We start from the raw sequence: 23,397 nt of genomic DNA on the forward strand, positions 1-23,397 counted from the left end.
CGTGGTTCACGGCGTTGGGAAAAGTGGCTCCAGCAAAAGCCGGCACGTTGCGCCATTGTGCAAAATTTTCGGGCCGCGAGTTATCACATTTAATTTAACTTTTCGTGAGGACTTCGATACCCCCCGCGCTCTAGGATGTGGCCACTTTCATCAACAACTGGCACCCACGCCCGGAACCGACATGCTACTTATCGTTCTCGCCTATCTCGGTGGCGCCCTCACGATTCTCAGTCCATGCATCCTCCCGGTGCTGCCGTTCGTTTTCGCGCGCGCCGATCAGCCGTTCGTGCGCAGTGGCTTGCCTTTGCTCGCGGGCATGGCGCTGACCTTCGCCATCGTCGCGACCCTTGCCGCGGTCGGTGGCGGCTGGGTCACCCAGGCTAACCAGTATGGCCGCTGGCTCGCAATCGCCTTGCTTGCCGTCTTCGGACTGACGCTGCTCCTGCCGCGCTTCGCCGATCATTTGATGCGCCCGCTGGTGAGCGCGGGCAATCGCCTGTCGAACTTCGCACAGGCAGACGGTCAACAGGTTCGTGCTGGCTCGTCATTCCTGCTGGGTATCGCGACCGGCCTGCTGTGGGCACCGTGCGCCGGTCCGATTCTCGGGCTGGTGCTGACCGGTGCGGCACTGCGGGGCGCCAGCGTCGGCACTACGCTGTTGCTGGTGGCTTATGCGGCCGGTGCTGCGACGTCGCTTGCGGTGGCGTTGCTGATCGGCGGGCGCGTGTTCACGGCGATGAAGCGCTCCCTGGGTGCCGGCGAATGGATCCGCCGCGGGATCGGTGCGGCGATGCTATGCGGCGTGGTGGCGATTTCGCTCGGGCTCGACACGGGCGTGCTGGCGCGTGTCTCGACCATCGCCACGGGTGGCCTCGAACAGAAACTGGTGGACAAGCTTTCACCTGGTGCGATGCCGGCCAATCCGGTGGCAGCAGGTGGCGCGACCAACGCGGCGACCAACGAGGCGGTCAACGAGGTGGCCAATGCATCGCCCCATGCAGCAGGCAATGATGCCGTGATGACGGCCAACCCCATCGCCGATGCAAGCGCCTCCGTCGACTCCGGCGCGATGATGCGCACCGCACAAGGCACGCCGGGCGGCGCGGCCCCGTTGCCCGTCGAAGGCGTGTTGCCGACGCTGAACGGCGCTGTCCAATGGCTGAATTCACCGCCGCTGACGGTTCAGGACTTGCGCGGCAAGGTCGTTCTGGTCGACTTCTGGACGTACTCGTGCATCAACTGCCTGCGTTCGCTCCCGTACGTCAAAGCATGGGCGCAGAAATATAAGGATCAGGGCCTGGTCGTGATTGGCGTGCACGCGCCGGAATTCGCGTTCGAGCGCAATGTCGACAACGTCAAGAAGGCCGTTCACGATCTCGGCGTCGACTATCCCGTCGCCATCGACAACAACTACGCGATCTGGCGCGCGCTGAACAATCAGTACTGGCCGGCGCACTATTTCGTCGATGCGAAAGGGCAGATTCGCTATCACCATTTCGGCGAAGGCGACTATGCGGAGTCCGAGAAAGTGATTCAGCAGTTGTTGGCTGAAGCGGGGCATGCGGGTGCATCGAAGGTTGCGCTCGGCATTGCCGGGACGAGCGCGCAAGGCGTGCAGGCAGCGGCTGACAACGCCGATATGCAGTCGCCGGAAACTTATATCGGCTACGAGCGCGCGGAGAATTTTGCGTCGCCCGGCGGTGAGGTGCAGGACAAGGCGCACACCTATTCGGCGCCGTCACAACCCGACGTCAACGATTGGGGGCTGGCGGGCACATGGAAGGTGGGCGCCGAACATGCGACGCTCGCGGCTGCGTCCGGCCGCATCGTCTACCGCTTTCATGCACGCGATCTGCACCTCGTGCTGGGTCCGGACAAGGACGGCAAGCCGGTTCGCTTTCGCGTAAGCGTGGATGGCGCCGCACCGGGCGCTGCGCACGGTACCGATGTCGCCGCCGACGGCAGCGGCACCGTGACCGAACAGCGTCTTTACCAGCTCGTGCGGCAGACCGGCGATGTCGCCGATCACACGTTCTCGATCGAGTTTCTGGATCCCGGCGTGCAGGCGTATGCATTTACATTCGGTTAATCCGCGTCAGCCCGATACCATGGCGGCACACCACCGAACGGCGGGGCCCGGGCCACGGAGCGTGGGATTCGCCATTTCGGCATCCTGATCGCACAGTCCGATACCGTGTCAGCCCGCGTTGCGCGCCTGTTCGCGCGTCGCAACGCTTCTGGCTGACGATTTTGCGGCGCTCGCGTGCGACACCACCTCGTTGTCGCCAATGATCTTTGCGATCTCGGCATCGGCCTGCGCCCCGTATTGCTCAAACACGTCGGTGTGATAGGCCGTGTTGATTGCTGCGCCGAGCTGTGTGCCGGAATCGTCGTGCGTGTTGACATCGACTTGCATCGACAGGCCGATACGCAACGGATGCGCTTCGAGTTCGCGCTGGTCGAGCTGGACGCGCACCGGCAGACGCTGGACGATCTTGATCCAGTTGCCCGTGGCGTTCTGCGCCGGCAGCAGAGCGAAGGCACTGCCCGTACCTGCGGAGAAACCGACCACCCGGCCGTGATATTTGACGCTGCCGCCGTACACGTCCGCCGTCAGCTCGACCGGCTGACCGATGCGCATATGCCTGAGCTGGCCTTCCTTGAAGTTCGCGTCCACCCACACGCCATTGAGCGGCACGATGGCCATCAACGGCGTACCGGGTGCGACGCGCTGGCCCACCTGTACCGAACGCTGCGCCACATAACCGGTGACAGGCGCCGGCAGCGTGTTGCGTGCGTAGTTCAGATAGGCGTCGCGCACCTTCGAGGCGGCAGCCTGCACATTCGGATGCTGCGCGATCGTCGTGCGGTCGGTCAGCGCGTGGTTGGCTTCGGCCTGCTGGCGGGCGGCGTCAAGCGCGGCCTGGGCCGCGTTCACCGCATCGTGCGCGTGCGCAATGTCTTCGGCAGAAACCGCACCTGTGCCCGCGACCGCCTCGCGCCGGTGCAGATCGTCGTTGGCGCGAGCGAGATCTGACTCGCGTTGGGCCACGGTTGCCGCATAGAAGTCGTTGTTCACGTAAACGCCGCTGACCTGTCGCACGGTCTGGCCGAGCGTCGCTTCGGCGTTCAGCAGTGCGATTTTTGCATCAGCGCCGTCGAGCGTGACAACTGGGGCGCCTTGCTTGACGATCTGCGTGTCATCCGCGTTGACCGCCACCACTGTTCCGGAGACCTGCGGCGTCAATTGCACCAGATTGCCGCTGACGTAAGCATCGTCAGTCGACTGGTGATAGCGGCCGTACGTCACGTAGTACGCGCTGTACGCCGCGCCTGCCGCCACCACGGCCATGCCGAGTAGCGTGAGCAGCAGCTTGCGCTTGCCAGGCGGGGGCGCTTGCGGCGCGTTGTCTGCGGGGGTGGCCGGTGCGCCGCCGGTGTTTTCGATGACTGCTTCGGTATCCGCCGTCTTGCGGTCGGACGTGATGGTATCGCTCATTTCAGTTCTCCTGACAGGTGTGCGAACGTGCCGTATCAACGAGCGGCGACGACGGAATTGGGTTGCGCGGCAGCATCCGCGTGACCGGTTTGATCTGCCGAGGTGTCGACGTAGCCGCCACCGAGTGCCGAGGCGAGCGCAATCTGCTGGTCGCGGCGGTCCATCTTCAGATCGGCAACGGCCTGATCGGCACGCAGTGCGTTCATGTCCGCGTTGAGCACGGTCAGCTGGTTGGTCAGGCCGGCCTTGTATTGCGTGATCGCCAGTTGGTCGGCGCTCTGCGCAGCCTCCTGGGCGGCTTGTGCATCGACGAGTTGCACATCGCTCGAACGGATCTGCCCAAGCTGCGTGGCAACGTCGGTCAGCGCGGTAATCAGCGTCTGGTTGTAGCCGGCCACTGCATAGTCGAATTCGGCGTAACGGCCCTTCAGTTGCGCGCGCAATTCACCGCCATCGAAGATCGGCAGATGGATCGCCGAACCGGCGGAGGCCGTGCGACTGGCGGCGGTCAGGAGCCGGCCGAAACCGAACGCGTCAAGGCCGATGGCTGCACTCAGGTTGATGTCCGGGTAGAACTCGGCCTTGGCTTCCTTCACCTCGTGCGTGAGCGCATCGACGCGCCAGCGGGCCGCGACGATGTCCGGGCGGCGGCTGACCAGATCCGCTGGCAGGTTGTCCGGCAAACGCACTTCGTCGCCCACGCCGAGTGTCGGGCGCTCGATCGACAGACCGCGATCCGGACCTTCGCCGAGCAACGCGGCCAGCTGGTAACGCGTGGTCAGAATGCGGCCGTCGAGGGCCGCGAGATTGGCGCGGCTCGTGGCGAGATTCGCCTGCGCGGTTTTACGTTCCACTTCGGTATCGAGACCGGTCGCGATGCGACCCGCCGTGATGCGGTCGATCTGTTCGCGGCGCGCGATTTCCTGCTGTGCGATGTCGCGCAGCGCATACAGGCGGGCGAACTGGTTGTAGGTGCTCGCAATCGACGTATTCAACGTGAGCTTGACGACTTCCGCGTCGGCCTCGCTTGCCTGCACCTGCGACACGGCCGCCTTGAGCGCTTCGCGGTTCTTGCCCCACAGATCGAGGTCGTAGGACGCGCTCAACAGCCCCTTGTTCTCGGTCTGCCAGGAGCCGCCAATCGGCTGCGGCACAAGCGCCGTGCCACTGTACTGCTGACGGGTAAGCGAGTAGTCCGCGTTGACACTCGGCAGGGTGCTGGCCTTCGCGGTTTCGCTGAACGCCTGGGCCTGGGCCACGCGGGCACGGGCCTGCTCGAGCGTCGGGCTGCCCTTGAGGGCTTCGGCGAGCAACGCCTTCAGTTGCGCGTCGCCGAACTGGTCGGCCCAGTTCGCCGCCGGCCAGTGACCGTCCTCAGCCGGCACGCTCTGCGTGGTTTCGTACTGCTGCGGCTTGGCCATCTGCTTGTCGCTATGAATGCCGGCATAGTTGGCGCAGGCGGAGAGCACGGCGGCGAAGATCACGGATACGCCCAGTTTCATCACTCGGGAGGCGCTGTCGGTTTGATAAGACTGCGTATTCATTTTCTGACCTGTCAGATAATTGAGCAAAAAAAATACGGATCAATTCCGCACGGCTTATTCGCCGATGAACTTGCGGAGCAGGCGACGCAGATCTTCAAACTCGGCCTTGGTGAACTGCTTCAGGTTCTCGTTCAGCACTTGCGGCGCAATTTCCGGGATCTGGGCCGCGACTTCCTCGCCCTTGTCCGTCAGCGTCAGATTAACCACGCGGCGATCGTCGACGCTGCGCGAACGTTCCAGTAAACCCTTCGTTTCCAGCTTGTCCAGCATGCGTGTCATGAGCCCGGTGTCGATGCCAAGCAACTTCGACAGTTCGAACGGCGTAGTGGCGATACCACTCGTGAGCGAAAGCAGGATGCCCATCTGCTGGCCGCTGATCTCGAGGTCCTTGAGGGCTGCGTCCATGTCCGCCACGATCATGTTGCGCGCTTTGACCAGCATGAAGCCGACGCTTTGCGTAAGCATGAAATTCTCCTTCGTGTAGTACTCCATCGCGCTCTCCTGTTCGTTGATCAAAACAATAACTGCATAGTCAGATACTGTCAAGATTTTTAGCAGCTATTCTTCGCAACAGGTTTCTTATCGCACATCGATCAGTGCCCGCCGGCACCGGCAGCGCCCGCGTTCGCGCCCTTGCCGGGTTTCGTCACCCAGATCAGCGGAATGATCACAAGAAAGATGACTCCGGACAGCCAGAAGATATCGTTGAGGCCGAGCATCGACGCCTGGGCGTTTAACGATGTTTCGAAGAACGCCATGGCTTTGGCCGTGCTGGCGCCGAGCGTCGTCTGCAGATTGGCGATGGCGTCGACAAAGGTCGGGTTGTTCACGCTCGCCTGTTCAGTCAGTCGCGCATGATGCAGGATCGTCCGGTTGTTCCAGCCGGTACTCAACAGGGATGTCCCGACTGCGCCGGCGAAGATCCGCACGAAGTTCGACAGGCCCGCGGCGGCCGGAATCTTGTCGGGTGACAGCCCCGACAAAATGATCGCGGTGAGCGGTGTGAAGAAGAGTGCGGTGGGAATGCCTTGCAGCAGCGTCGGCAGCACCAGGGTATAGGGGTCGACGCTGGTCGTGTAATGCGAGCGCATGAAGAACACGCCTGCAAAGCCGAGGAAGGCCAGCGTCGCGAGCACGCGCATATCCGACTTCGGCATGATCTTACCCATCACCGGCGCGAGAATCACCGCGAAGATGCCGAGCGGCGCGGTCACGAGCCCCGCATCCACCGAGCGGTAGCCGAGAAAGCCCTGAATCCACTGCGGCAGGATCACCAGATTCGCAAAGAACACCGCATACGCCACCGAAATCGCCACCGTGCCGCCCAGGAAATTGCGGCCGGCAAAGAGCCGCAGGTTGACGATCGGCTTTTCTGCAGTCAATTCCCAAATCAGGAAGAACACGAAACCGATTAGCGCGAACACGCCCAGCGCCCAGATCACCGGGGAGTTGAACCAGTCGAGATCCTTGCCTTTGTCGAGCATGATCTGCAGCGACGCGACCCACGCAATCAGTGAGAACAGGCCGACCTTGTCGATTGGCAGTTTGCGGGCGGGCGTTTCGCGGTCGCGGTAGATCGCCCAGATCGTGCCGGCGGCGAACAAGCCCACTGGAATGTTGATGTAGAAGATCCACGTCCAGCTGTAGCTGTCGGTGATCCAGCCGCCTAACGCCGGTCCCGCAATTGGCCCGACGGTGGCCGTCATCGCCCACAGCGACAGTGCACTCGAACTCTTTTCCTTCGGAAATGAGCCGAGCAGCATCGCCTGCGAGAGCGGCACAAGCGGGCCGGCCACCGCGCCCTGCAAAATGCGGGCGGCAAGCAGCACGGGCAGGGTGGGGGCCATGCCGCACAACCACGACGAAAAGACGAACAGCAGGATTGCCCAGACGAACAGCTTGACCTGCCCGACACGCTGGGTGAGCCACCCGGTCAGCGGAATCGATATCGCGTTGGCCGCGGCGAACAGCGTGATGACCCACGTGCCTTCGTCAACGGAGACGCCCAGGTTGCCGGATATGGTCGGAATCGCGACGTTGGCGATCGACGAATCCAGCACGTTCATGAAAGTGGCGAGTGCCACGGCGAGCGTGCCAAGTGCGAACTTGACACCGGTCAGTGGCGCCGGGGCGCCGGGCTGTGTCGACGGGTTCATCTTGCTTCCTGTGAGTTGATCCAGAGGTCAGCTACCCGCTCGCCGGCAGTCGGAAGTATCTGACATGTCAGCTATTTGGGCAAAAAAATACAACGCCATTCCTCCGGGAAATCTGCCCGGCTGCCCGCGCTGGGGGGCGGCGTGGGTGGGCGGCGTTCACGGAGTGGTTCGTTGCCAATAATTTCTGATGCAACATTATCTGACAATGCAGATATCTGCAAGGACTTTTTTATGGCGCGGCGCTCGCGAGCGGCCGTTCGTTCGCGTCACCGTCTGGCTGTGATTCCCCGCAACCGCGGTCGGCGACGATTGTTGCAAGCAGCCTCGCAGGGGAATCGACATCCAGCTGCGTTTACCGGTGCCACCAATCTTGAGTAGGAGGCTGCGAAGAAGTTCGTTGCTTAGCCGGCGAGTGAGGGGGACGCATTTTCCCGCTCCTGCAGCAGTCGCCATTGAACCTTTCCGCTACCTGTTCGGGGCAGCGCAGTGACGAATTCGACGATCCTGGGTACCTTGTACGAGGCCATATGCTCGTGCGCCCATTCAGTGATCTGCTGGGCTGACACGTCGGCGCCAGCGCGTACGACAACGAATGCCTTCACGGCCTGGCCACTGCGCGCGTCGCGTACGGCGACAACACAGGCTTCCTGAATCGCAGGGTGTCCAAACAGCAAAGTCTCGACTTCAGCAGGCGATACCTTATAACCGGACACATTAATCATTCGTTTTAGCCGGTCGACGAAAAAGAAATATCCGTCCTCGTCGATGTAGCCGAGGTCGCCAGTGCGCAGATAACGAATCCCATCGATCTCGACGAAGGCATCGCGCGTGGCATCGGTGCGTCCCCAGTAACCCTTGAACACTTGCGGGCCACTGATCAGAATCTCACCGGTAACCTGTGGACCGAGCACTTCGAGCGTAGTGGGATCGACCACAATTGATTCGGTATCCTGTATCGGTATGCCCAGACACTGCAGCTTGCAGCGCTGGGGTGGATTGATATGAGTCGCCGAGATGGTCTCGGACAAACCGTAGCCCTCCATGTAGGGGACGCCGAAACGGGCCTCAATGCGTTCTGCCAATGCCTTCGGCATGGCGGCGCCACCGCCGGCCAGGCGCTCAATGGAACTCAAGTCGAAACGCTCAAGATCGGGCAGGCTCATGAAGTCGACCATCATGGTCGATATGGCAATCCAGAACCCGACGCGATAGCGCTCAATCAGCAGAGCGGCACACCGGCTGTCCCATCGTGTCATCACAACCATGGTCGAACCAAGAGCGATCGCCGCATTCATGGCTTGCTGCATGCCGGTGACATGAAACAGCGGCATCGCGCACAAGACGGCCGAGTCAGGCGACAAGTCACACCATTGCAGAGAAGCCGCGACGACGTGCGCCGCACTGCGATTGGTGTGCATGCATCCCTTGGGGGCAGCGGTGGTGCCCGACGTGTACGGAATGACCGCGAGGTCCTCGGGTGATGCGACGTACGGCGACGGTTGCTCAGCGGCCGCAAGCGCGGCGCGCCAACGCACGGATCTCGGCGCGCTAGTTGCAGAGAACTCGGGGTGGGCATCGAGGTCGGGGACGGCCGCAGTCACCACGGCCGGCAGCGGCAGGTCAGTGCTGTCAGCAAGATAGTCGGCATAGCGCGCCACGATCGCATGGCTGATCGCATCGCCGAGGAGGGGCCGTGCATTCTCGTAGACCTCCTCACCCAGCAGAGCGATCCTGGCACCGCAGTCCTCAATAATGTGCCGAAGTTCGGCAGTCGTGTTCATCGGATTCACCGGCACAACCACGGCATTGGCTCGCAAGATTGCGTAGTAGCCGATAACGTATTGCGGACTGTTCTGCATATACAGCGCGACGCGATCGCCACTCACTACACCGCATTGACGCTGCAGAAAACCTGCCAGCGCCTCGACTTCTTGCCGCAATTGCGCGTAACTCAATGCTCCGCCGTAGTAGTGAAGCGCGACCTTTGAGGGATGTCGGCTGGCAGAGGTTTCGAGATTTTCGTACAGCGAAGGCTGTGGCGAAGACAGGTGATGCGCAAGGCCGTCGGGCCAGTATGGCGAATAGTTCACGTCTGCCTCCTATATGGTCCGCTTCGGTTCTCTTCAACGGTCGATGCCGTTCAGCCGGTGCCTTTGATGTGGCATCTGTTTTGTATGACGAGTCAAACCGGGGGCGTAGTAACGCTTCACTTGTGCGATCAATTCCGCATTAAGCTTAGTACGCCTGAGACTCTCCATACGCCACAGTGTCGGCGTCGGCGGCTGGTTTGCGAGCGCATGGCGAGGGCGGAGGTATCAGGCTGAAACGACGATCAGCAGCGCAATTGTCGTATGAATGGCAGGCCGGGCATGCGAATGACTACTGGATTGCTCGCACGATCAGACTCCGATCAACCAGGTTGGAGTCTGCGCGTGACGCCAGGCAGAGGACGGGCGCCCTGCGCCCGTCCGTCGGTCTTTACAGATAGCTGCAGACGTAGTCGAGCGTTTCGATTACGTCGATATCGAAGCGGCTCTTGCCGGGCACCGAGAACGACTCGCCCGCGCCGTACGTCTTCCACTCGTCGCTGCCTTCAAGGCGGATGCGGCATTGGCCGGCTTGCACCTCCATGAGTTCCGGCGCGTCGGTGCCGAAGTTGAGCGCGCCGGGCAGGATCACGCCAAGCGTCTTGCGCGTGCCGTCGGCGAAAAGAACGGTGTGCGAGACACACTTGCCGTCGAAGTAGACGTTGGCTCGTTTGATAACGGAAACTTGATCGAATTGCGTTGCGGCCGTCATGGCGGTCTTCCTCTGGGTCATCGTGAATGGATGCGTTGCGCCGCGTAGCGGCAGCGGGCGGTGTGCGATCTGTGCTGACCCGCCTGCGCGAGCTTTCGGTCGTGCGCAAGCCCGCCATCATACAGGCGGGCGGCGGCGCCAGGCGGTGACCCTCGTGCCTGTCAGGGCTATGCCGCGATGTGACGTTGACGTTTAGTCAACCGGTCGCCAACGACCCGTCTCCGGGCACACAATGACCTGTTCACCGTTCAGCCGGACTTGCTCTGCATCCAGTTGGGACGACGTCGAAGGGGCGATATCGAAGGCGACGTTCAGGGCGTGTCCAACATGGGCATCTTCGATGGGAAGCTCCCAGGTCAGGAATATCTGGACGTAATCCTGGTCCGGCGCGAAGTCGGCCGCATTAAAACCGCTGCTGCCACGCTGAATGACACCGTGAGGCTGGCCAGTATCGAATATCACAGCCGTTCCCCGGGTCAGAGGAATGCGAAGACCCAAAGAGGGGAAGTGCAAATCCAGACCCCTGTCCTCGCTCAGGAAGAGATTGCAAAAGGCCGCACTGCCATATTGCTCGCCGTCATGGTGATATCTCGCGCCGCGGCACGCCATGAGGGCCACGTCACTGGAGGCAAGCACCTCAGGCAGTCCAAGTGCGCCGGTCCAATTGGACACTGCCTGCACGCAGCGCGTGTAGTCCGGCCAGCGTGCGCGCGCTCGCGCCAACGGCATGACCTCGACGTCCCCGGGCTCCAGGACCAGGTTCGACGATATCTCCCTTTCCCAATCTGCCAGCAAACGCACGGGCGGCACAGGCACGTCGAGCGTTCCTGTTAGCACGGTGTCGCTCACACGGCGGCTGCGGATGGTGTCGCCACTCCAGAAGTAGGAGGTCAGCATGTCTGACACGCGATGCAGTTGAGGGGACTGATTCATCCGGGCCATTGTAACGATTCCAATGGATCACCTAGGCGCTCTCGCTTCGCGATGGTGATCGGCGGCGAGGAACATATACATCGCAGGCACCACGAATAACGTACAGAGAGTGCCGATCGACAGCCCCGTGAAGATCACGAGCCCCATCGCATTGCGGCCCGCCGCGCCAGCACCGGAGGCGACCACGAGTGGCACGACGCCGAACACCATTGCCGCGGTCGTCATCAGAATCGGACGCAACCGCACGCTCGCCGCTTCCTCCAGCGCTTCGCGCTTCGATTTGCCGGCACGCTGCAACTCGTTGGCGAACTGGACGATCAGGATGCCATGCTTGCTGACGAGTCCCATCAGCGTGACGAGCCCGACCTGCGTGTAGATGTTCAGCGTCGACAAGCCGATGTTGATGAAGATGAGCGCACCGAAGAGCGCCATCGGTACCGAGATCAGGATCACGATCGGATCGCGGAAACTTTCGAATTGTGCCGCGAGTGCGAGGAACACGATGATCGTCGCGAACAGCAGCGTGATGACGAAACCGCCGGACTCCTGCACGAACTGCCGCGACTGCCCCGAGTAGTCCGCCGAATAGCCCGCAGGCGCCACCTGTGCGGTCGCCTTGCGCAGAAAATCGAGCACTTCGCCTTGCGACACCCCGGGTACGATCACGCCTGAGATCGTCGCTGAGTTGAGCTGCTGGAAGTGGTTGATCGATTCCGGTACGACGTTGTGTTCGATATGCGCAATCGTCGACGCTGGAATGACACTGCCGTCCGGCGTGCGCAGGTAATAATCAAGCACTTGCGATGGATTCAGACGGTCGGTTTGCAACACCTGCGGAATAACCTTGTACGAGCGTCCGGCGATCGAGAAGTAGTTGACATAGCCACCCCCCAGCGCCGAACCGAGCGCTTGCCCGACGTCGCTCTGCGAGAGCCCGAGCGAGGCGACCTTGTCGCGATCGACGATGAGCGTGGCTTCAGGCTTATCGAGCTTCAGATCGCTGTCGACGAAAAAGAACATCCCACTCTCCCGCGCTTTCTGCAGGACCGCCTGTGACACCTCGTTGAGATTCTCGAAAGGCTCGGTCGTGCTGATCACGAACTGCACCGGCAGCCCCTGCGAGCCCGGCAGCGGTGGAAACTGGAACGCCGCGACGCGTGCGCCGGCAATCTGATTCCATTTCTGCTGCAACTCCTGCTGCAGCACGGTCGCGCCTTTGCTGCGCTGGTCCCACGTCTTGAACAGCACGCCGCCGATCCCCTGGTTGAGCGTCGGCGCACCGGTGAGCTGGAACATCTGCGAGTATTCGGGCAACGCTTTGGAGATGGCGAATACCTGGTCCGCGTACATCTGCATCTGCTGGATGGTCGCATTGGGCGGACCCTGGATCTGCGAAAGCACGATCCCCTGATCTTCCTGCGGCGCCAGCTCCGATTTCGAGGTCATGAACAGGTAGACCGCGCCGCCGAGCAGCAGCGCGCCCATCACGGTGAACACGGGCCACGTGTCGAGCGTTGCATGCAACAAACGGCGGTAGCCGCGATGGACACGTTCGAACTGGCGGTCGACGAAGCGCGCGAAGCGGCCGGACTCCTGCTCCGCGCGGAAGAAGAGCGAGCACATCATCGGCGACAACGTCAGCGCGATCACGCCGGACACCGTCACCGCGCCGGCGAGCGAGAATGCGAACTCGGTGAAGAGGGCGCCCGTCAGGCCGCCCTGAAAACCGATCGGCGAATACACGGCGATCAGCACGACGGTCATCGCGAGGATCGGTCCGCCGAGTTCGCGCGCGGCGATCAGCGCGGCGTCGAAGGGCGCCTTGCCTTCCTCCTTCATGTGGCGATCGACGTTTTCGACGACGATAATCGCATCGTCCACGACAAGCCCGATCGCGAGCACAAGCGCCAGCAGCGTTAGCAGATTGATCGAATAGCCGAGCAATTGCATCACGAAGAACGTGCCGATGAGCGACAACGGCATCGCGATCAACGGAACGATGACCGCGCGGAAGCTGCCGAGAAACAGGAAGATGACCGCAGTGACAATCAGGAGCGCCTCGACGAGCGTCTTGATGACTTCGACGATCGCGGTGTTGACGAAATCGGTCGCGTCATAAACGATATCCCCCGTCATGCCGGTCGGGAACTGCTTCTGCAGCCCGGGAAAGACGGCTTTGACGCGTTTGGCGACATCGAGGATGTTGGCGTCAGGCGCCACCTTGATGCCGATGAACACGGAACGCTTGCCGCTGAACGCGACGTTGAAGTCGTAGCTGTCGGCGCCGAGCACAACGTTCGCGACGTCTTCGAGGCGTACGATCGCGCCGTTCTTCTGTTTGACGACAAGTTGCTTGAAGTCGTCGACCGTATGCAGGTCGGTGCCCGCGTTCAGGTCGACGCTGACCATTTGCCCTTTCGTCGTGCCGAGCGTCGCGAGGTAGTTGTTGTTGCCGAGCGCCGTGAAGACGTCGCTCGCCGTCACGCCGTGCGCGGCGAGCCGCGTCGAATCAAGCCACGCACGCAACGCGAACTGCCGCCCGCCGAGAATTTCGGCCGTCTGCACGCCTTCGATCGAATCAAGCTTGGGCTTGATGACACGCAGCAGGTAGTCCGTGACGTTGTTGCTCGGCAGCACGTCGCTGTAAAAGCCCATGTACATGGCGTCGGTGGTCTGCCCGACCTGCACCGTCAGCACCGGCTGCTGCGCCTGTGGCGGCAACTGGTTGCGCACGGACTGGATCTGCGTGTTGATCTCGGTCAGTGCGCGGTTCGCGTCATAGTTCAGGCGCAGCGTCGCGGTAATGGTCGACACACCGGTGCTGCTCGTTGACGACAGGTAGTCGATACCTTGCGCCTGGGCGATCGCGGCCTCGAGCGGCTGCGTGATGAAACCGGCGATGGTGTCGGCATTCGCTCCGTAGTAAGCCGTGCTGATCGTCACGACGGCGTTTTCGGTCTGAGGATACTGGCTGACTTTCAGAGCAGCAAGCGAGCGCAGTCCAAGCACGAGAATCAGCAGGCTGACGACCGACGCAAGCACGGGCCGCCGGATGAAGAGATCGGTGAAGTTCATCGCGCTGTCTCTCTACTGTTCCTGAGGCGCCGGGTTCGGACTGTTCGCGGGCTGCACACGATTGTCGATGACAAGGGGCGTGCCGTTCTTGAGCTTGAGCTGCCCGCTCGTCACGACCTGTGCACCGGCGTCGACGCCCTTCAGGATCGCGACCTGATCGCCGCGCGTCGGGCCTGGCGTGACGAACACCTGCTGTGCGACCGGCAGCGTTTTGCCCTGCGCGTTCGGTTGCGTGCCCGGTTTGACGAGGAAGACGGTGGCGCCATAGGGGTTATAGGTGATAGCCGTTTGCGGCAGCGTCAGATGGCGTTGTTCGGTGCCGGCGTCGATCTTCACGTTCGCATACATGCCCGGCAGCAGCTTTTGCTCGTGGTTGTCCACGCTGGCTTCGATCTGCACGTTGCGCGTGGCGCTATCGACTTTCGGGCTGATCGACTGGACCTTGCCCACGAAGGTTTGCCCGCTGTATGCATTGGTGTCGACCACGATGCTCTGGCCGATCGCGAGCTGACCGAGCTGCTGCTGTGGAAGGTAGAAATCGGCGTAGATCGGATCGATCGCTTGCAGCGTCACGATCGCATCGCCCGGGTTGATGTACTGCCCCGGGTTGACCGTGGTGATCCCGAGGCGCCCTGCAAACGGCGCGCGGATGGTTTTCTTTTCGACCAGCGCGGCCTGTCCTGCAACTTGTGCCACCTTGCCCTTCAGATCGGCGGCGTCCGCGTCGAGTTGCGCCTTGGCAATCGCCTTGATGTCGTACTGCGCCTGATCGCGCTTGTAGACGGTCTGCGCGAGTTCTGCCGCTGCCTCTAACGAATGGAGCAGCGCCACGTCGGCGTCGTCGTTGAGCCGGACGAGAATCTGGTTGGTTTTCACTTCCTGCCCCGAACGGAACGCGACTTCGCGCACGAGGCCCGCGACTTCGGTGGTCACGTCCACGCCGCGCACGGCGCGCAGGCTGCCGACCGCGGCGAGCTGCGGCTGCCACGACTGATAGCCGGCGACCACCGCCGAGACGGTGGCAGGTGGCGCCGAATTGCCAGCCATGAACTTTGCGAACATGTGCGCGCGGAACAGATTGAAGCCGACGAGTGCGGCCAGCAGCAGGCCGACGCAGATCAGCATGATCGACATCCGCTTCGTCATCGGTTTTCTTTCGTTCATCGTCATGTCCTTGCACGGCATTGGGCGAAGCGCTGGACGTTGCGTTCCTTCGTTTCTGACAGCGCGTGTTGCAAAGAGCGGTACGGCGAGTGTCCTGTCCGGCTATGTCATTGCGCCGTTGCGGCGGCGGCCGGCGCAGCGGTGTTCCACCAGCCGCCGCCGAGCGCCTGGAAGAGGGCCGCGGTGTCGGCGTAGCGGGATGCCTGTGCCTGAACGAGGCTCACCACCGTTTGCTGGTACTGGCGTTGGGCGTCGAGAAGCGACAGGTAACTCACTCCGCCGACGCGGTATTGCCCGCGCGTCAGCTCAAGTGAATCGCTTGCGGCCCGCCACGCGTCTGTCTGCGCTTTCAGGCCGGTCGCGTCGTGATCGAGCGCGCGCAGCGAGTCCGCCACGTTCTGGAAGGCCAGCAGCACCGTCTCACGGTATTGCGCGTCGGCCTGTTCGTACGCGGCCTCGGCGGCGCGTTTCTGCGCACTCAGTTGTCCACCGTGGAAGACCGGCTGCAGCAGGCCGGCGCCCAGGCTCCAGATCGTGCTGCCGGCCTTGAATACCTGGGCCGGTGTCAGCGCTTCGGCGCCGTAGCTCGCGGACAGTGTGATCTGCGGGTACATCGCCGCGGTCGCCACGCCGATTTGCGCGCTGGCCTGATGCAGCACGGCATCGGCGGCGAGGATGTCAGGACGTTGCCGCACCAGCGCCGACGGCAGGCTCACCGGCAGCGCCTCGGGCAACGAAAACATGTCGAGCCGGAATTCGGGCAAGGTGGCATCGCTGGGAAGTTTGCCGGCCAGCACAGCGAGCTGGTGGCGCACCTGGTCGAGCTGTTGTTGCAGCGGCGGCAGCGTCGCGCGGGTCTGCGCCAACAAGGTCTGTTGCGCGAGCACCGTCGTGCGGCTCACGCCGCCCAGTTCGAACTGTTTGCCGAGTAAGCCCAACTGCTCATCTTCTTCGGCTGCGATGCGCTCGGTCGCCTCGATCTGTGCGCGCAGCGATGCTTCCTTGACCGCTGCGGTCACGATGTTGGCTGAGATCGCGAGATAGGCGGCCTGCAACTGGAAGCTCTGGTAGTCGATTTGCGCGTGCAGCGCTTCGAGTTCGCGTCGCGCACCGCCGAACACGTCGAGTTTGTACGACACGTTGACTGATGCGTTGTAGAGATTGAACTCATCGACGACGCCGGGCTCGCCGAACGAGATGCCGTTCAATTTTTCGCGTGTTGCGCCGAGTTGCGCGTCGACGCTGGGTAGAAGGGTGCCGCCGGCTTGCGCCGAGAAATTTTCACGAGCCTGTCGCAATGCGGCGCGCGCCGCGGCGATGTTCGGGCTGTTGACGACGGCCTGATGGATCAGTGTATCGAGTGGCTCGCAATGAAAGAGCGCCCACCAGGCGGCGGGAATGTCTTGTGCAGGGACAAAGCGCTGCGGCAAACCGGCGGCCCCCGGCGCGGAGGCTGTCTGCTCGGGCAGCGGCGAGGCGGTGTAGGTGTCGGTAGCTGGCGCGGCGGGTGAGTGGTAGTCGGGGCCGACCATGCAGCCGGCCATTGCGGCGCAGCCGCAAAGTGCGACGCATAGGCGCCGCCGCAGGACGATACGCTGGTCAAGGTCGATCATCTATCCACCTTATATCGCCTGCGTTCAGGTTAAACGAGGGAGCGGACGCGGATATTCCGGCCACCCGAACATTCGATGTTTCCTGGCCTGACGCCGGAATTTTTCATGCTGGACGATATCTGCGCGTAGCCTAGCACGGACGATCGCCGCGCGTGGCGCACGAGATCACGTAGTTTAAGCCGTCCCAATCATCTGAGCTGGAGCCCGCGATGGTCGAAGCGGATCGTCGGCTGCCCGGGACGCCGAAAGACGCAGTGGCCGAACTCTGTGCAAGAATCGAAATCTTCCCAACGAGGTCGGAATGCACTTATGGCTGAAAATCACAGCAGCAGCTTGGACATCCGCAGGCTCTCCCCGGCAGAATGGGCGCTGGCCTTTCCTGTCATTGCTCAGTTGCGGTCGCTTGATCAAGCCGAGTTTCTGAAGCGAGCGAGGCGGCAATCGCATTCCGGCTACGAGCTTGTCGGCGCCTTTCAGGACAGCAAGCTTATCGGCGTGATGGGGATGAGGCCGGTCCACACGTTGGCGCGCGGGGCACACTTGCACATCGACGACCTCGTCGTCGATGCGGCAACACGAGGAAGCGGTGCGGGACGCGCCATGATGGAATATGCGGAAGCCGACGCGCGTGCTCGCGATATGACCGCAGTGTTTCTCGACGCGCGGCCGGATGCCGTTCCCTTTTATGAGCGACAGAATTACGCGTTCCATTCTGCGCCGTCGATGAAAAAAGTCCTCTCGCCGTCGTAGAAGCAGAACAAGTGAAGGCGACATAGGCCGCCACAAGGATCATGCAGATGCCGAACACGCGTCCCTGAATCTGCAACGCACGTGCTGATCGAAGCCGGCGGAGAATGGAATCGAACCGGCCACGCCGTAGCGGCCGCCAGCGGTCGCGAGGGCCGTGTTGCCGGGACCGCTCTAACGTCGTGGCTTTCAGGACATGGCTGAAGATGTCGGAGGCGAGTGCGAGCCTTTGACGGGCGCCTTTTTGATCAGGCAGCCACTCGGCCAGAGCGGGCACCGGGCGGGTGACGGTTCGCCGTCAGTCGACGATATTGCTACATGCTGCCATTTTCGACGACGCGGCCTTCTGCCCGCCAGCGGAGCATCCCGCCGGCAAGGTTGGCAACCCGCTCGAATCCGGCTTGCCGCAACACGGCCGTGGCTTGTGCCGACCGCCCGCCGGCCCGGCAGACCGTCACAATCGGGCGTTCCTTCGTGAGTTCAGCGGCGCGACCGGCCAGCTCGCCCAATGAAATGAGCCTGGCTGCGGGGATGCGCCCGAGCGGTCCGTTGAACTCGTCGGGCTCGCGCACGTCGACGATCTCGACCGCTCGCAGATTCTCTTCGAGCCATTGCGAATTGATTTCCCAGATGCCCGCAAAGGTACACGTGAGCGGTGCCCAATCGGGCTCCGTCATCTGCGCCGGGTCGCTCGGCGCCAGGCCGCACTTCAGGTTCGCAGGCACCGCTACGTCGATCTGCTTTGGATGCGGCAGGTGCAGGTTCGTCATGTATCCGGCGAAATCGTCTTCACACAGTTCACCGCCAAGGCGTGGATTGAAGCGCCGCTCCTCGCCCACGCTCGTGACCGTCAAGCCGCGATAGTCGTGGGCCGGGTAAAGCAGACATGCCTCGGGCAACGTAAAAATGTGGTTGTGCACGGCGCGGAACATGGCGTGCGCGTCGCCGCGCTGGAAATCCGTTCGGCCCGTGCCTCTGATCAACAGACAATCGCCGGTAAAGGCCATGGTTTCGTTATCGAGTACGAGCGTGATGCATCCATCCGTATGGCCCGGTGTCGCGCGTACTGTCAGATACCGTGTGCCGAACGCACACCTGTCGCCATGGTTCAGATAGCGGTCCGCGCCTTCGGCGCCGCTCGCGGCCGATATCGCAATCTGGCTGCCTGTGCGGCGATTCAGCATCCACGCACCGGTCACGTGATCGGCATGGACGTGCGTGTCGATCGTGTAAAGCAGATGTAGTCCAAGCTCGCCGATCAGAGCCGCATCACGGCGTACCTGCTCGAAAACCGGATCGATCAGCACAGCTTCTCGTGTTGCACTATCGGCAAGGAGATAAGTGTAAGTAGACGATTGTTGATCGAACAGTTGCCGGAAAATCAACACAATTTTGCTCCACGGCCCGCTTCTGCGAGCGCCAAAGGATACAGACACACGGGGTTTCGCCAAACCGTCCTGCAGGCAGTCGAATTGGCCGGTGCTTATTCAAAGGGCCGGGCACATGGCTGCACCCGGACACGTATCGGGCGCCGGACTTCGATCTGTCAGGCGCCCGCTGCTTCGGTCAATGCGAGCTTTACTTCGGTTGCGCAACGTAGCGCAGGTAAGGCTTCACAGTTTTAAAACCCTGTGGATATTTTTGCATTGCGGCGTCGTTTGAAACGGATGTCGGAATGATGACGTCCTCGCCGGGCTTCCAGTTTACCGGGGTTGCCACCGTGTGTTTCGCATTGAGCTGTAGCGCGTCGAGCAGACGGATCACTTCGTCGAAATTGCGGCCTGCGCTCATCGGATAGACGAGCGTGGCTTTGACCTTCTTATCCGGCCCGATGATAAACACCGCGCGTACGGTCGCGTTGTCCACCGCGGTGCGCGGGCCGCCGCTCGCTTCGGGATGAATCATGTCATAGAGCTTCGCGACCGTCAGGTCCGGATCGCCGATCAATGGGTAGTTGATCGCGTGTCCTTGCGTCTCTGCAATATCCTTGACCCACTCCTTGTGGTCGCTGACGGGATCGATGCTGAGTCCGATAACTTTCGTATTGCGCTTATCGAATTCCGGCTTGAGACCCGCCAGGTATCCGAGCTCCGTGGTGCAAACAGGCGTGAAATCCTTCGGATGAGAAAACAGGATTACCCATTGGTCTCCGATCCATTCGTGAAAATGGATCGGCCCTTCGGTGGTTTCGGCAGTGAAATCCGGAGCTTCTTCTCCTAGTCGAATCGACATCATCATTCTCCATAGGGCGGGTGCATGCGGGAGGCAGGTGCCGATGCCGGAGGGACGGTACCGGGCTGCCTGGGTATTGGGTCGCGCGGTTGGTTTGACTTGAGAATAACCTCAGGCTCGTTGAACCGTATCGCGCGGTAGGACCGTATGCGGGTGCGGCGGATTCAGAAATTCTGTCCAACAACTGTGAGACGAACAAACTTCCGGATGCGCTGCAGGCCGCACCTATAGGGTAGAACAAAAAAGACTTCCGCAGTGGCCAGCTAGTAGCGGCAATCCGTCGTTGTGGCGGGAAGTTCGCCAGCCGTCGGAGGAGGCAGACTGTCATTTTGCCTCGGCCAGCACGCAAACTTGTCGCTCCGGCCCGTGACCGTTCGATGCGCTGCAACAAGCCTGGAATTAACCCTATGCCTGATCATTGCGCCGCCACCGAGGCATCGCTTCAGCATTGACGATTGGCCAGGTCGATCACTTGTGCCGTTTGGGGGTATGGGGCAGGGCGCCGGAGAATCCTGCGCCGCGCGTTTCACGGCAATCCGTGAAGGGTTTTCAATTGCGGCCACGTCTGGGAAACTTTGACGCTTCAGTTAGCGTCAATCGTTATCCTCACGAATTTGCTTGCCGGGTATGACGGCAGGAGAACCAGCGCCGCGACGTCACCGGCTTCTGCGCACGCTCCTCAACCTCGCGCCACCATTTCACGCCACGGTGCGGCGCGCCCAGATCCAGCCGCTCACCCATGCGGGGCGTCGCAAGCGAGATGCCACGCGCGGCGGTGAGCCCGACCACGCGCTCGTACGGTTCCTGCCAGCGATGCATCGCCAGATCGAACGTGCCGTTGTGAACGGGCACCAGCCAGCGGCCGCGCAGATCGATGTGGGCCTGGACGGTCTCGTCCGGCTGCATATGTACGTACGGCCATTGGGCATCGTAGGCGCCGGTTTCGAGCAGCGTCACGTCGAACGGACCCAGCCGCTCGCCGATGGTCCTGAATCCGTCGAAGTAGCCCGTGTCGCCGCTGAAGAACACACGCAGCGCGTCATCGACGATGACCCACGAGGCCCACAAGGTGCTGTTGCCGTCAAAGAGGCTGCGGCCGGAGAAATGCTGCGCCGGTGTTGCCGTGAACGCGAGGCCGTCGATCTCAACGCTCTGCCACCAGTCGAACTGGTGCACCTTCGAGGCGTCGACACCCCACTCGATCAGGCGGTCGCCGACACCCAGCGGCGTCAGAAACACGCCCGTCCTGGACGCGAGTGCCAGCACGGTCTCGCGGTCCAGATGGTCGTAGTGGTCGTGCGACAGAATCACGCCGCGAAGCGGCGGCAAGTTTTCGAGCGCAATGGGCGGGGCATGAAAGCGTTTCGGACCGAACCGCCGGAACGGCGATGCACGTTCGGCGAAAACCGGGTCGGTCAACCAGAACTGACCACGCAGTTTGAGCAGCATGGTCGAATGCCCGAGGCGAAACAGGCTCCGGTCAGGCGCGGCGTCGAGCTGTTCCCGCGACAGGGCATCGACGGGCAGGGGGCCCGCCGGCGCTGTGCCGTCCGGTTTTTTGAACAATATATTCCATGTGATGCTCAGGACCTTGCCGATGCCTTCGACAGGGCGCGGTTTGACGTTACGAAAGCGCTCACCGTCATGCTGAGCCGACGTGTCGAACAATTCACGCCCGCGTCGCGCTGCCGTCAGGCCTAAGGCGCGGCGAATAGAACCGGTGAACGATGTCATGCAAACCACCTCGATGCTAAAAGTAGACTGTCGAGTGTAGTTTATTTTTGAGAAAAGTAAACTACCCGGTGTAAAATTTAACGATGGACACCAGTGATACCCCTCTCCGTCTGACTGACCGCAAGCGCGCCGCCGTCATTGGGGCCGCCATCGAAGAATTTCTCGCGGCCGGCTTTGACGCGACCAGCATGGACCGTATCGCGGCACGCGCGAGCGTCTCGAAGCGTACGGTTTACAACCATTTTCCAAGCAAGGAAGCGCTGTTCGCGGCAATCCTGCGGCAGTTATGGGAGTCGAGTGACACGGGAGAGGCGCCTGCTTATTCCGCCGTGCATCCGTTGCGTACGCAATTGCTGCAGCTTCTGTTGAAAAAGTTGGCTTTGTTGAATGACGAGGCGTTTCTGTCCCTCGCGCGCGTGGCGATCGCGGCAGGCATTCATTCGCCGGAGCGCGCGCGCGATATGGTGGCCCGCATGGGTGAGCGCGAAGAAGACTTGACGGTGTGGATTCGCGCAGCCGCTGCCGATGGCCGCCTCAAGACGTCGGACCCCATGTTTGCCTCGCAGCAGTTGCAGGGCCTGGTAAAAGCGCTTGCTTTCTGGCCGCAGGTGACGATGGGCCAGCCTCCCCTCAGCGTGGATGAACAAAGGCGAGTCGCGGAATCTGCTGCGGATATGTTTCTTGCGCGCTATGCATGAGGTATTGGTGACTAATGAGAGGGCCTCTTATCAAGTTGAATGTCTCTGGGCGTCGACTTCTGATGATGGCTGGCAGGCACGAGCCGGCTAGCACGCCCAGAGTCCAAAGAAGAAAACCTCCCTAAATGCCCGACTTCAACTTTGCCCAGAGACGGTGTTCCAGGCGAAGAATCTCAACGGGCAATGGCTTGAGCGGGAACAAGGTCTTCATCACCGATTCCGGAGGGTAGATTGTCGGGTCGTTCGCAAGCTCTGGCTTGACGTATTTCCTCGCCGCCAGATTAGCAGTCGGATAAAAAACCTTGTTGGTGATCTCGGCGTTGATCTCCGGTTTCTCGATGAAATTGATCCACGCGAGGGCGGCGTCTGGATTGGACGCATCCTTGGGTATGGCCATCATGTCGAAGCCGACGGGCGCCCCGCTTTTAGGAATGACGTAGCTGATCGCGTAACTCTTGTGAGCTTCAAGCGCACGATGCTTCGCAATGTTCACGTCGCCCGAATAGCCCAGCGCGAGGCAGACGTCATTGTTGGCCAGGTCGTTGATATAGCCGGACGAGTTGAATTGGGTGATGTATGGGCGGATCTGTTTGAGTACCTCGAATGCGGCCTGGTAGTCTGCGGGATTCGTGCTGCCGGGGTCTTTGTGCAGATAGTGCAAGACCTCGGGAAGCACGTCGGTGGGTTCGTCGAGCACCGAGACGCCGCATTGCTTCAGCTTGGCCAGATTCTTGGGGTCGAATAGCAGGCTCCAACTGTCGAGCTCGGCGTCGTTGCCGAGCGCGGCCTTCACCGTGTCGACGTTCATCCCCAGGCCGATCGTCACCCAGGCCCATGGAATGGCGTACTGGGTGCCCGGATCAGCGCTTTGCACCATCGCCATGATGGATTTGTCCAGATTGACGAGGTTAGGCAACCTGGACTTGTCGAGCTTTTCATAGATGCCGGCGTCGATCTGTTTTGCCAGAAAATTGGCGGACGGCACGACGATGTCGTAACCGGTGCCGCCGGCAAGCAGTTTGGTTTGCAAGGTATCGTTGCTATCGTAGACGTCGTATTTCACCTTGATGCCCGCTGCCGCCTCGAACTGTTCGACCGTTTTATCGCCGATGTAGTCGGACCAGTTGTAGACGCTAAGGACCGGACCTGCGCCCATTGCGATGCTGCTGGTGCCCAGCAGGCAGCAAACCATAGCTCTGTATA

Annotated in this window: 17 protein-coding genes; 3 read left to right on the top strand and 14 right to left on the bottom strand. The window is 61.6% G+C overall.

Going from position 1 to position 23,397, the window contains the following annotated elements; all coding sequences use genetic code 11:
- The first annotated feature begins 181 nt into the window (after positions 1 to 181).
- Entirely contained in the window at positions 182 to 2,089 is a 1,908-nt protein-coding gene (locus tag KHO31_RS22120) for a cytochrome c biogenesis protein DipZ (RefSeq protein WP_201073707.1), read from the top strand.
- Between the two features lie 108 nt (positions 2,090 to 2,197).
- On the opposite strand, the gene KHO31_RS22125 is transcribed toward KHO31_RS22120, so the two are convergent.
- The 10 genes from KHO31_RS22125 to KHO31_RS22170 all read right to left on the bottom strand — a co-directional run bounded on the left by KHO31_RS22125 (position 2,198) and on the right by KHO31_RS22170 (position 16,783).
- Complete coding sequence (locus KHO31_RS22125) at positions 2,198 to 3,499, bottom strand: HlyD family secretion protein (RefSeq protein WP_201073706.1); 1,302 nt, start codon at positions 3,497 to 3,499, stop codon at positions 2,198 to 2,200.
- A 35-nt stretch (positions 3,500 to 3,534) separates the two neighbouring features.
- Positions 3,535 to 5,043: an efflux transporter outer membrane subunit gene (locus tag KHO31_RS22130; protein WP_201073705.1), complete on the bottom strand. Its 1,509-nt coding sequence runs from the start codon at positions 5,041 to 5,043 to the stop codon at positions 3,535 to 3,537.
- A gap of 54 nt (positions 5,044 to 5,097) precedes the next feature.
- The gene (locus tag KHO31_RS22135) at positions 5,098 to 5,535 is read right to left on the bottom strand and encodes a MarR family winged helix-turn-helix transcriptional regulator (RefSeq protein WP_201073704.1); all 438 of its coding nucleotides are present in this window, start codon (positions 5,533 to 5,535) and stop codon (positions 5,098 to 5,100) included.
- 101 nt (positions 5,536 to 5,636) lie between these two features.
- The gene (locus KHO31_RS22140) at positions 5,637 to 7,199 is read right to left on the bottom strand and encodes a DHA2 family efflux MFS transporter permease subunit (RefSeq protein WP_201073703.1); all 1,563 of its coding nucleotides are present in this window, start codon (positions 7,197 to 7,199) and stop codon (positions 5,637 to 5,639) included.
- A 401-nt stretch (positions 7,200 to 7,600) separates the two neighbouring features.
- Positions 7,601 to 9,289 carry a long-chain-fatty-acid--CoA ligase gene (locus tag KHO31_RS22145; RefSeq protein ID WP_201073702.1) on the bottom strand — a complete coding sequence of 563 codons (1,689 nt, stop codon included), beginning with the start codon at positions 9,287 to 9,289 and terminating at the stop codon, positions 7,601 to 7,603.
- A 388-nt stretch (positions 9,290 to 9,677) separates the two neighbouring features.
- On the bottom strand, positions 9,678 to 9,998 hold the full coding sequence (ppnP, locus tag KHO31_RS22150) for a pyrimidine/purine nucleoside phosphorylase (protein ID WP_201073701.1): 321 nt from the start codon (positions 9,996 to 9,998) through the stop codon (positions 9,678 to 9,680).
- 192 nt (positions 9,999 to 10,190) lie between these two features.
- Positions 10,191 to 10,931, bottom strand: coding sequence for a hypothetical protein (locus KHO31_RS22155; RefSeq protein ID WP_201073932.1), 741 nt, complete (start codon positions 10,929 to 10,931; stop codon positions 10,191 to 10,193).
- A gap of 27 nt (positions 10,932 to 10,958) precedes the next feature.
- On the bottom strand, positions 10,959 to 14,006 hold the full coding sequence (locus KHO31_RS22160; RefSeq protein WP_201073699.1) for an efflux RND transporter permease subunit: 3,048 nt from the start codon (positions 14,004 to 14,006) through the stop codon (positions 10,959 to 10,961).
- A gap of 12 nt (positions 14,007 to 14,018) precedes the next feature.
- Positions 14,019 to 15,170, bottom strand: a complete 1,152-nt coding sequence (locus KHO31_RS22165) for an efflux RND transporter periplasmic adaptor subunit (protein WP_201073697.1) — start codon at positions 15,168 to 15,170, stop codon at positions 14,019 to 14,021.
- Positions 15,171 to 15,277: 107 nt separating this feature from the next.
- On the bottom strand, positions 15,278 to 16,783 hold the full coding sequence (locus tag KHO31_RS22170) for an efflux transporter outer membrane subunit (RefSeq protein ID WP_201073695.1): 1,506 nt from the start codon (positions 16,781 to 16,783) through the stop codon (positions 15,278 to 15,280).
- A 309-nt stretch (positions 16,784 to 17,092) separates the two neighbouring features.
- Between KHO31_RS22170 and KHO31_RS22175 the strand changes: the two genes are divergently transcribed.
- On the top strand, positions 17,093 to 17,533 hold the full coding sequence (locus KHO31_RS22175) for a GNAT family N-acetyltransferase (RefSeq protein WP_201073693.1): 441 nt from the start codon (positions 17,093 to 17,095) through the stop codon (positions 17,531 to 17,533).
- Between the two features lie 311 nt (positions 17,534 to 17,844).
- Here the strand turns inward: KHO31_RS22175 and KHO31_RS22180 are convergent, their stop codons facing one another.
- The 3 genes from KHO31_RS22180 to KHO31_RS22190 form a co-directional block, all read right to left on the bottom strand.
- On the bottom strand, positions 17,845 to 18,915 hold the full coding sequence (locus tag KHO31_RS22180; protein ID WP_201073930.1) for a rhodanese-like domain-containing protein: 1,071 nt from the start codon (positions 18,913 to 18,915) through the stop codon (positions 17,845 to 17,847).
- A 193-nt stretch (positions 18,916 to 19,108) separates the two neighbouring features.
- Positions 19,109 to 19,762: a peroxiredoxin gene (locus KHO31_RS22185; RefSeq protein WP_201073928.1), complete on the bottom strand. Its 654-nt coding sequence runs from the start codon at positions 19,760 to 19,762 to the stop codon at positions 19,109 to 19,111.
- 606 nt (positions 19,763 to 20,368) lie between these two features.
- Positions 20,369 to 21,496 carry an MBL fold metallo-hydrolase gene (locus tag KHO31_RS22190; protein WP_211624179.1) on the bottom strand — a complete coding sequence of 376 codons (1,128 nt, stop codon included), beginning with the start codon at positions 21,494 to 21,496 and terminating at the stop codon, positions 20,369 to 20,371.
- Between the two features lie 83 nt (positions 21,497 to 21,579).
- Between KHO31_RS22190 and KHO31_RS22195 the strand changes: the two genes are divergently transcribed.
- Positions 21,580 to 22,194, top strand: a complete 615-nt coding sequence (locus KHO31_RS22195) for a TetR/AcrR family transcriptional regulator (protein ID WP_211624180.1) — start codon at positions 21,580 to 21,582, stop codon at positions 22,192 to 22,194.
- Between the two features lie 121 nt (positions 22,195 to 22,315).
- Here the strand turns inward: KHO31_RS22195 and KHO31_RS22200 are convergent, their stop codons facing one another.
- The gene (locus KHO31_RS22200; RefSeq protein WP_211624186.1) at positions 22,316 to 23,386 is read right to left on the bottom strand and encodes a polyamine ABC transporter substrate-binding protein; all 1,071 of its coding nucleotides are present in this window, start codon (positions 23,384 to 23,386) and stop codon (positions 22,316 to 22,318) included.
- Between the last annotated feature and the right edge of the window lie 11 nt (positions 23,387 to 23,397).

This window comes from Paraburkholderia domus, assembly GCF_905220705.1.
GTDB lineage: Bacteria > Pseudomonadota > Gammaproteobacteria > Burkholderiales > Burkholderiaceae > Paraburkholderia > Paraburkholderia domus.

Excerpts from the sequence above, each read along its gene's own strand:
- KHO31_RS22120 (WP_201073707.1), top strand. The coding sequence starts at position 182 with ATGCTACTTATCGTTCTCGCCTATCTCGGTGGCGCCCTCACGATTCTC.
- KHO31_RS22125 (WP_201073706.1), bottom strand. The coding sequence starts at position 3,499 with ATGAGCGATACCATCACGTCCGACCGCAAGACGGCGGATACCGAAGCA.
- KHO31_RS22130 (WP_201073705.1), bottom strand. The coding sequence starts at position 5,043 with ATGAATACGCAGTCTTATCAAACCGACAGCGCCTCCCGAGTGATGAAA.
- KHO31_RS22135 (WP_201073704.1), bottom strand. The coding sequence starts at position 5,535 with ATGGAGTACTACACGAAGGAGAATTTCATGCTTACGCAAAGCGTCGGC.
- KHO31_RS22140 (WP_201073703.1), bottom strand. The coding sequence starts at position 7,199 with ATGAACCCGTCGACACAGCCCGGCGCCCCGGCGCCACTGACCGGTGTC.
- ppnP (WP_201073701.1), bottom strand. The coding sequence starts at position 9,998 with ATGACGGCCGCAACGCAATTCGATCAAGTTTCCGTTATCAAACGAGCC.
- KHO31_RS22155 (WP_201073932.1), bottom strand. The coding sequence starts at position 10,931 with ATGAATCAGTCCCCTCAACTGCATCGCGTGTCAGACATGCTGACCTCC.
- KHO31_RS22160 (WP_201073699.1), bottom strand. The coding sequence starts at position 14,006 with ATGAACTTCACCGATCTCTTCATCCGGCGGCCCGTGCTTGCGTCGGTC.
- KHO31_RS22165 (WP_201073697.1), bottom strand. The coding sequence starts at position 15,170 with ATGAACGAAAGAAAACCGATGACGAAGCGGATGTCGATCATGCTGATC.
- KHO31_RS22170 (WP_201073695.1), bottom strand. The coding sequence starts at position 16,783 with ATGATCGACCTTGACCAGCGTATCGTCCTGCGGCGGCGCCTATGCGTC.
- KHO31_RS22175 (WP_201073693.1), top strand. The coding sequence starts at position 17,093 with ATGGCTGAAAATCACAGCAGCAGCTTGGACATCCGCAGGCTCTCCCCG.
- KHO31_RS22185 (WP_201073928.1), bottom strand. The coding sequence starts at position 19,762 with ATGTCGATTCGACTAGGAGAAGAAGCTCCGGATTTCACTGCCGAAACC.
- KHO31_RS22190 (WP_211624179.1), bottom strand. The coding sequence starts at position 21,496 with ATGACATCGTTCACCGGTTCTATTCGCCGCGCCTTAGGCCTGACGGCA.
- KHO31_RS22195 (WP_211624180.1), top strand. The coding sequence starts at position 21,580 with ATGGACACCAGTGATACCCCTCTCCGTCTGACTGACCGCAAGCGCGCC.
- KHO31_RS22200 (WP_211624186.1), bottom strand. The coding sequence starts at position 23,386 with ATGGTTTGCTGCCTGCTGGGCACCAGCAGCATCGCAATGGGCGCAGGT.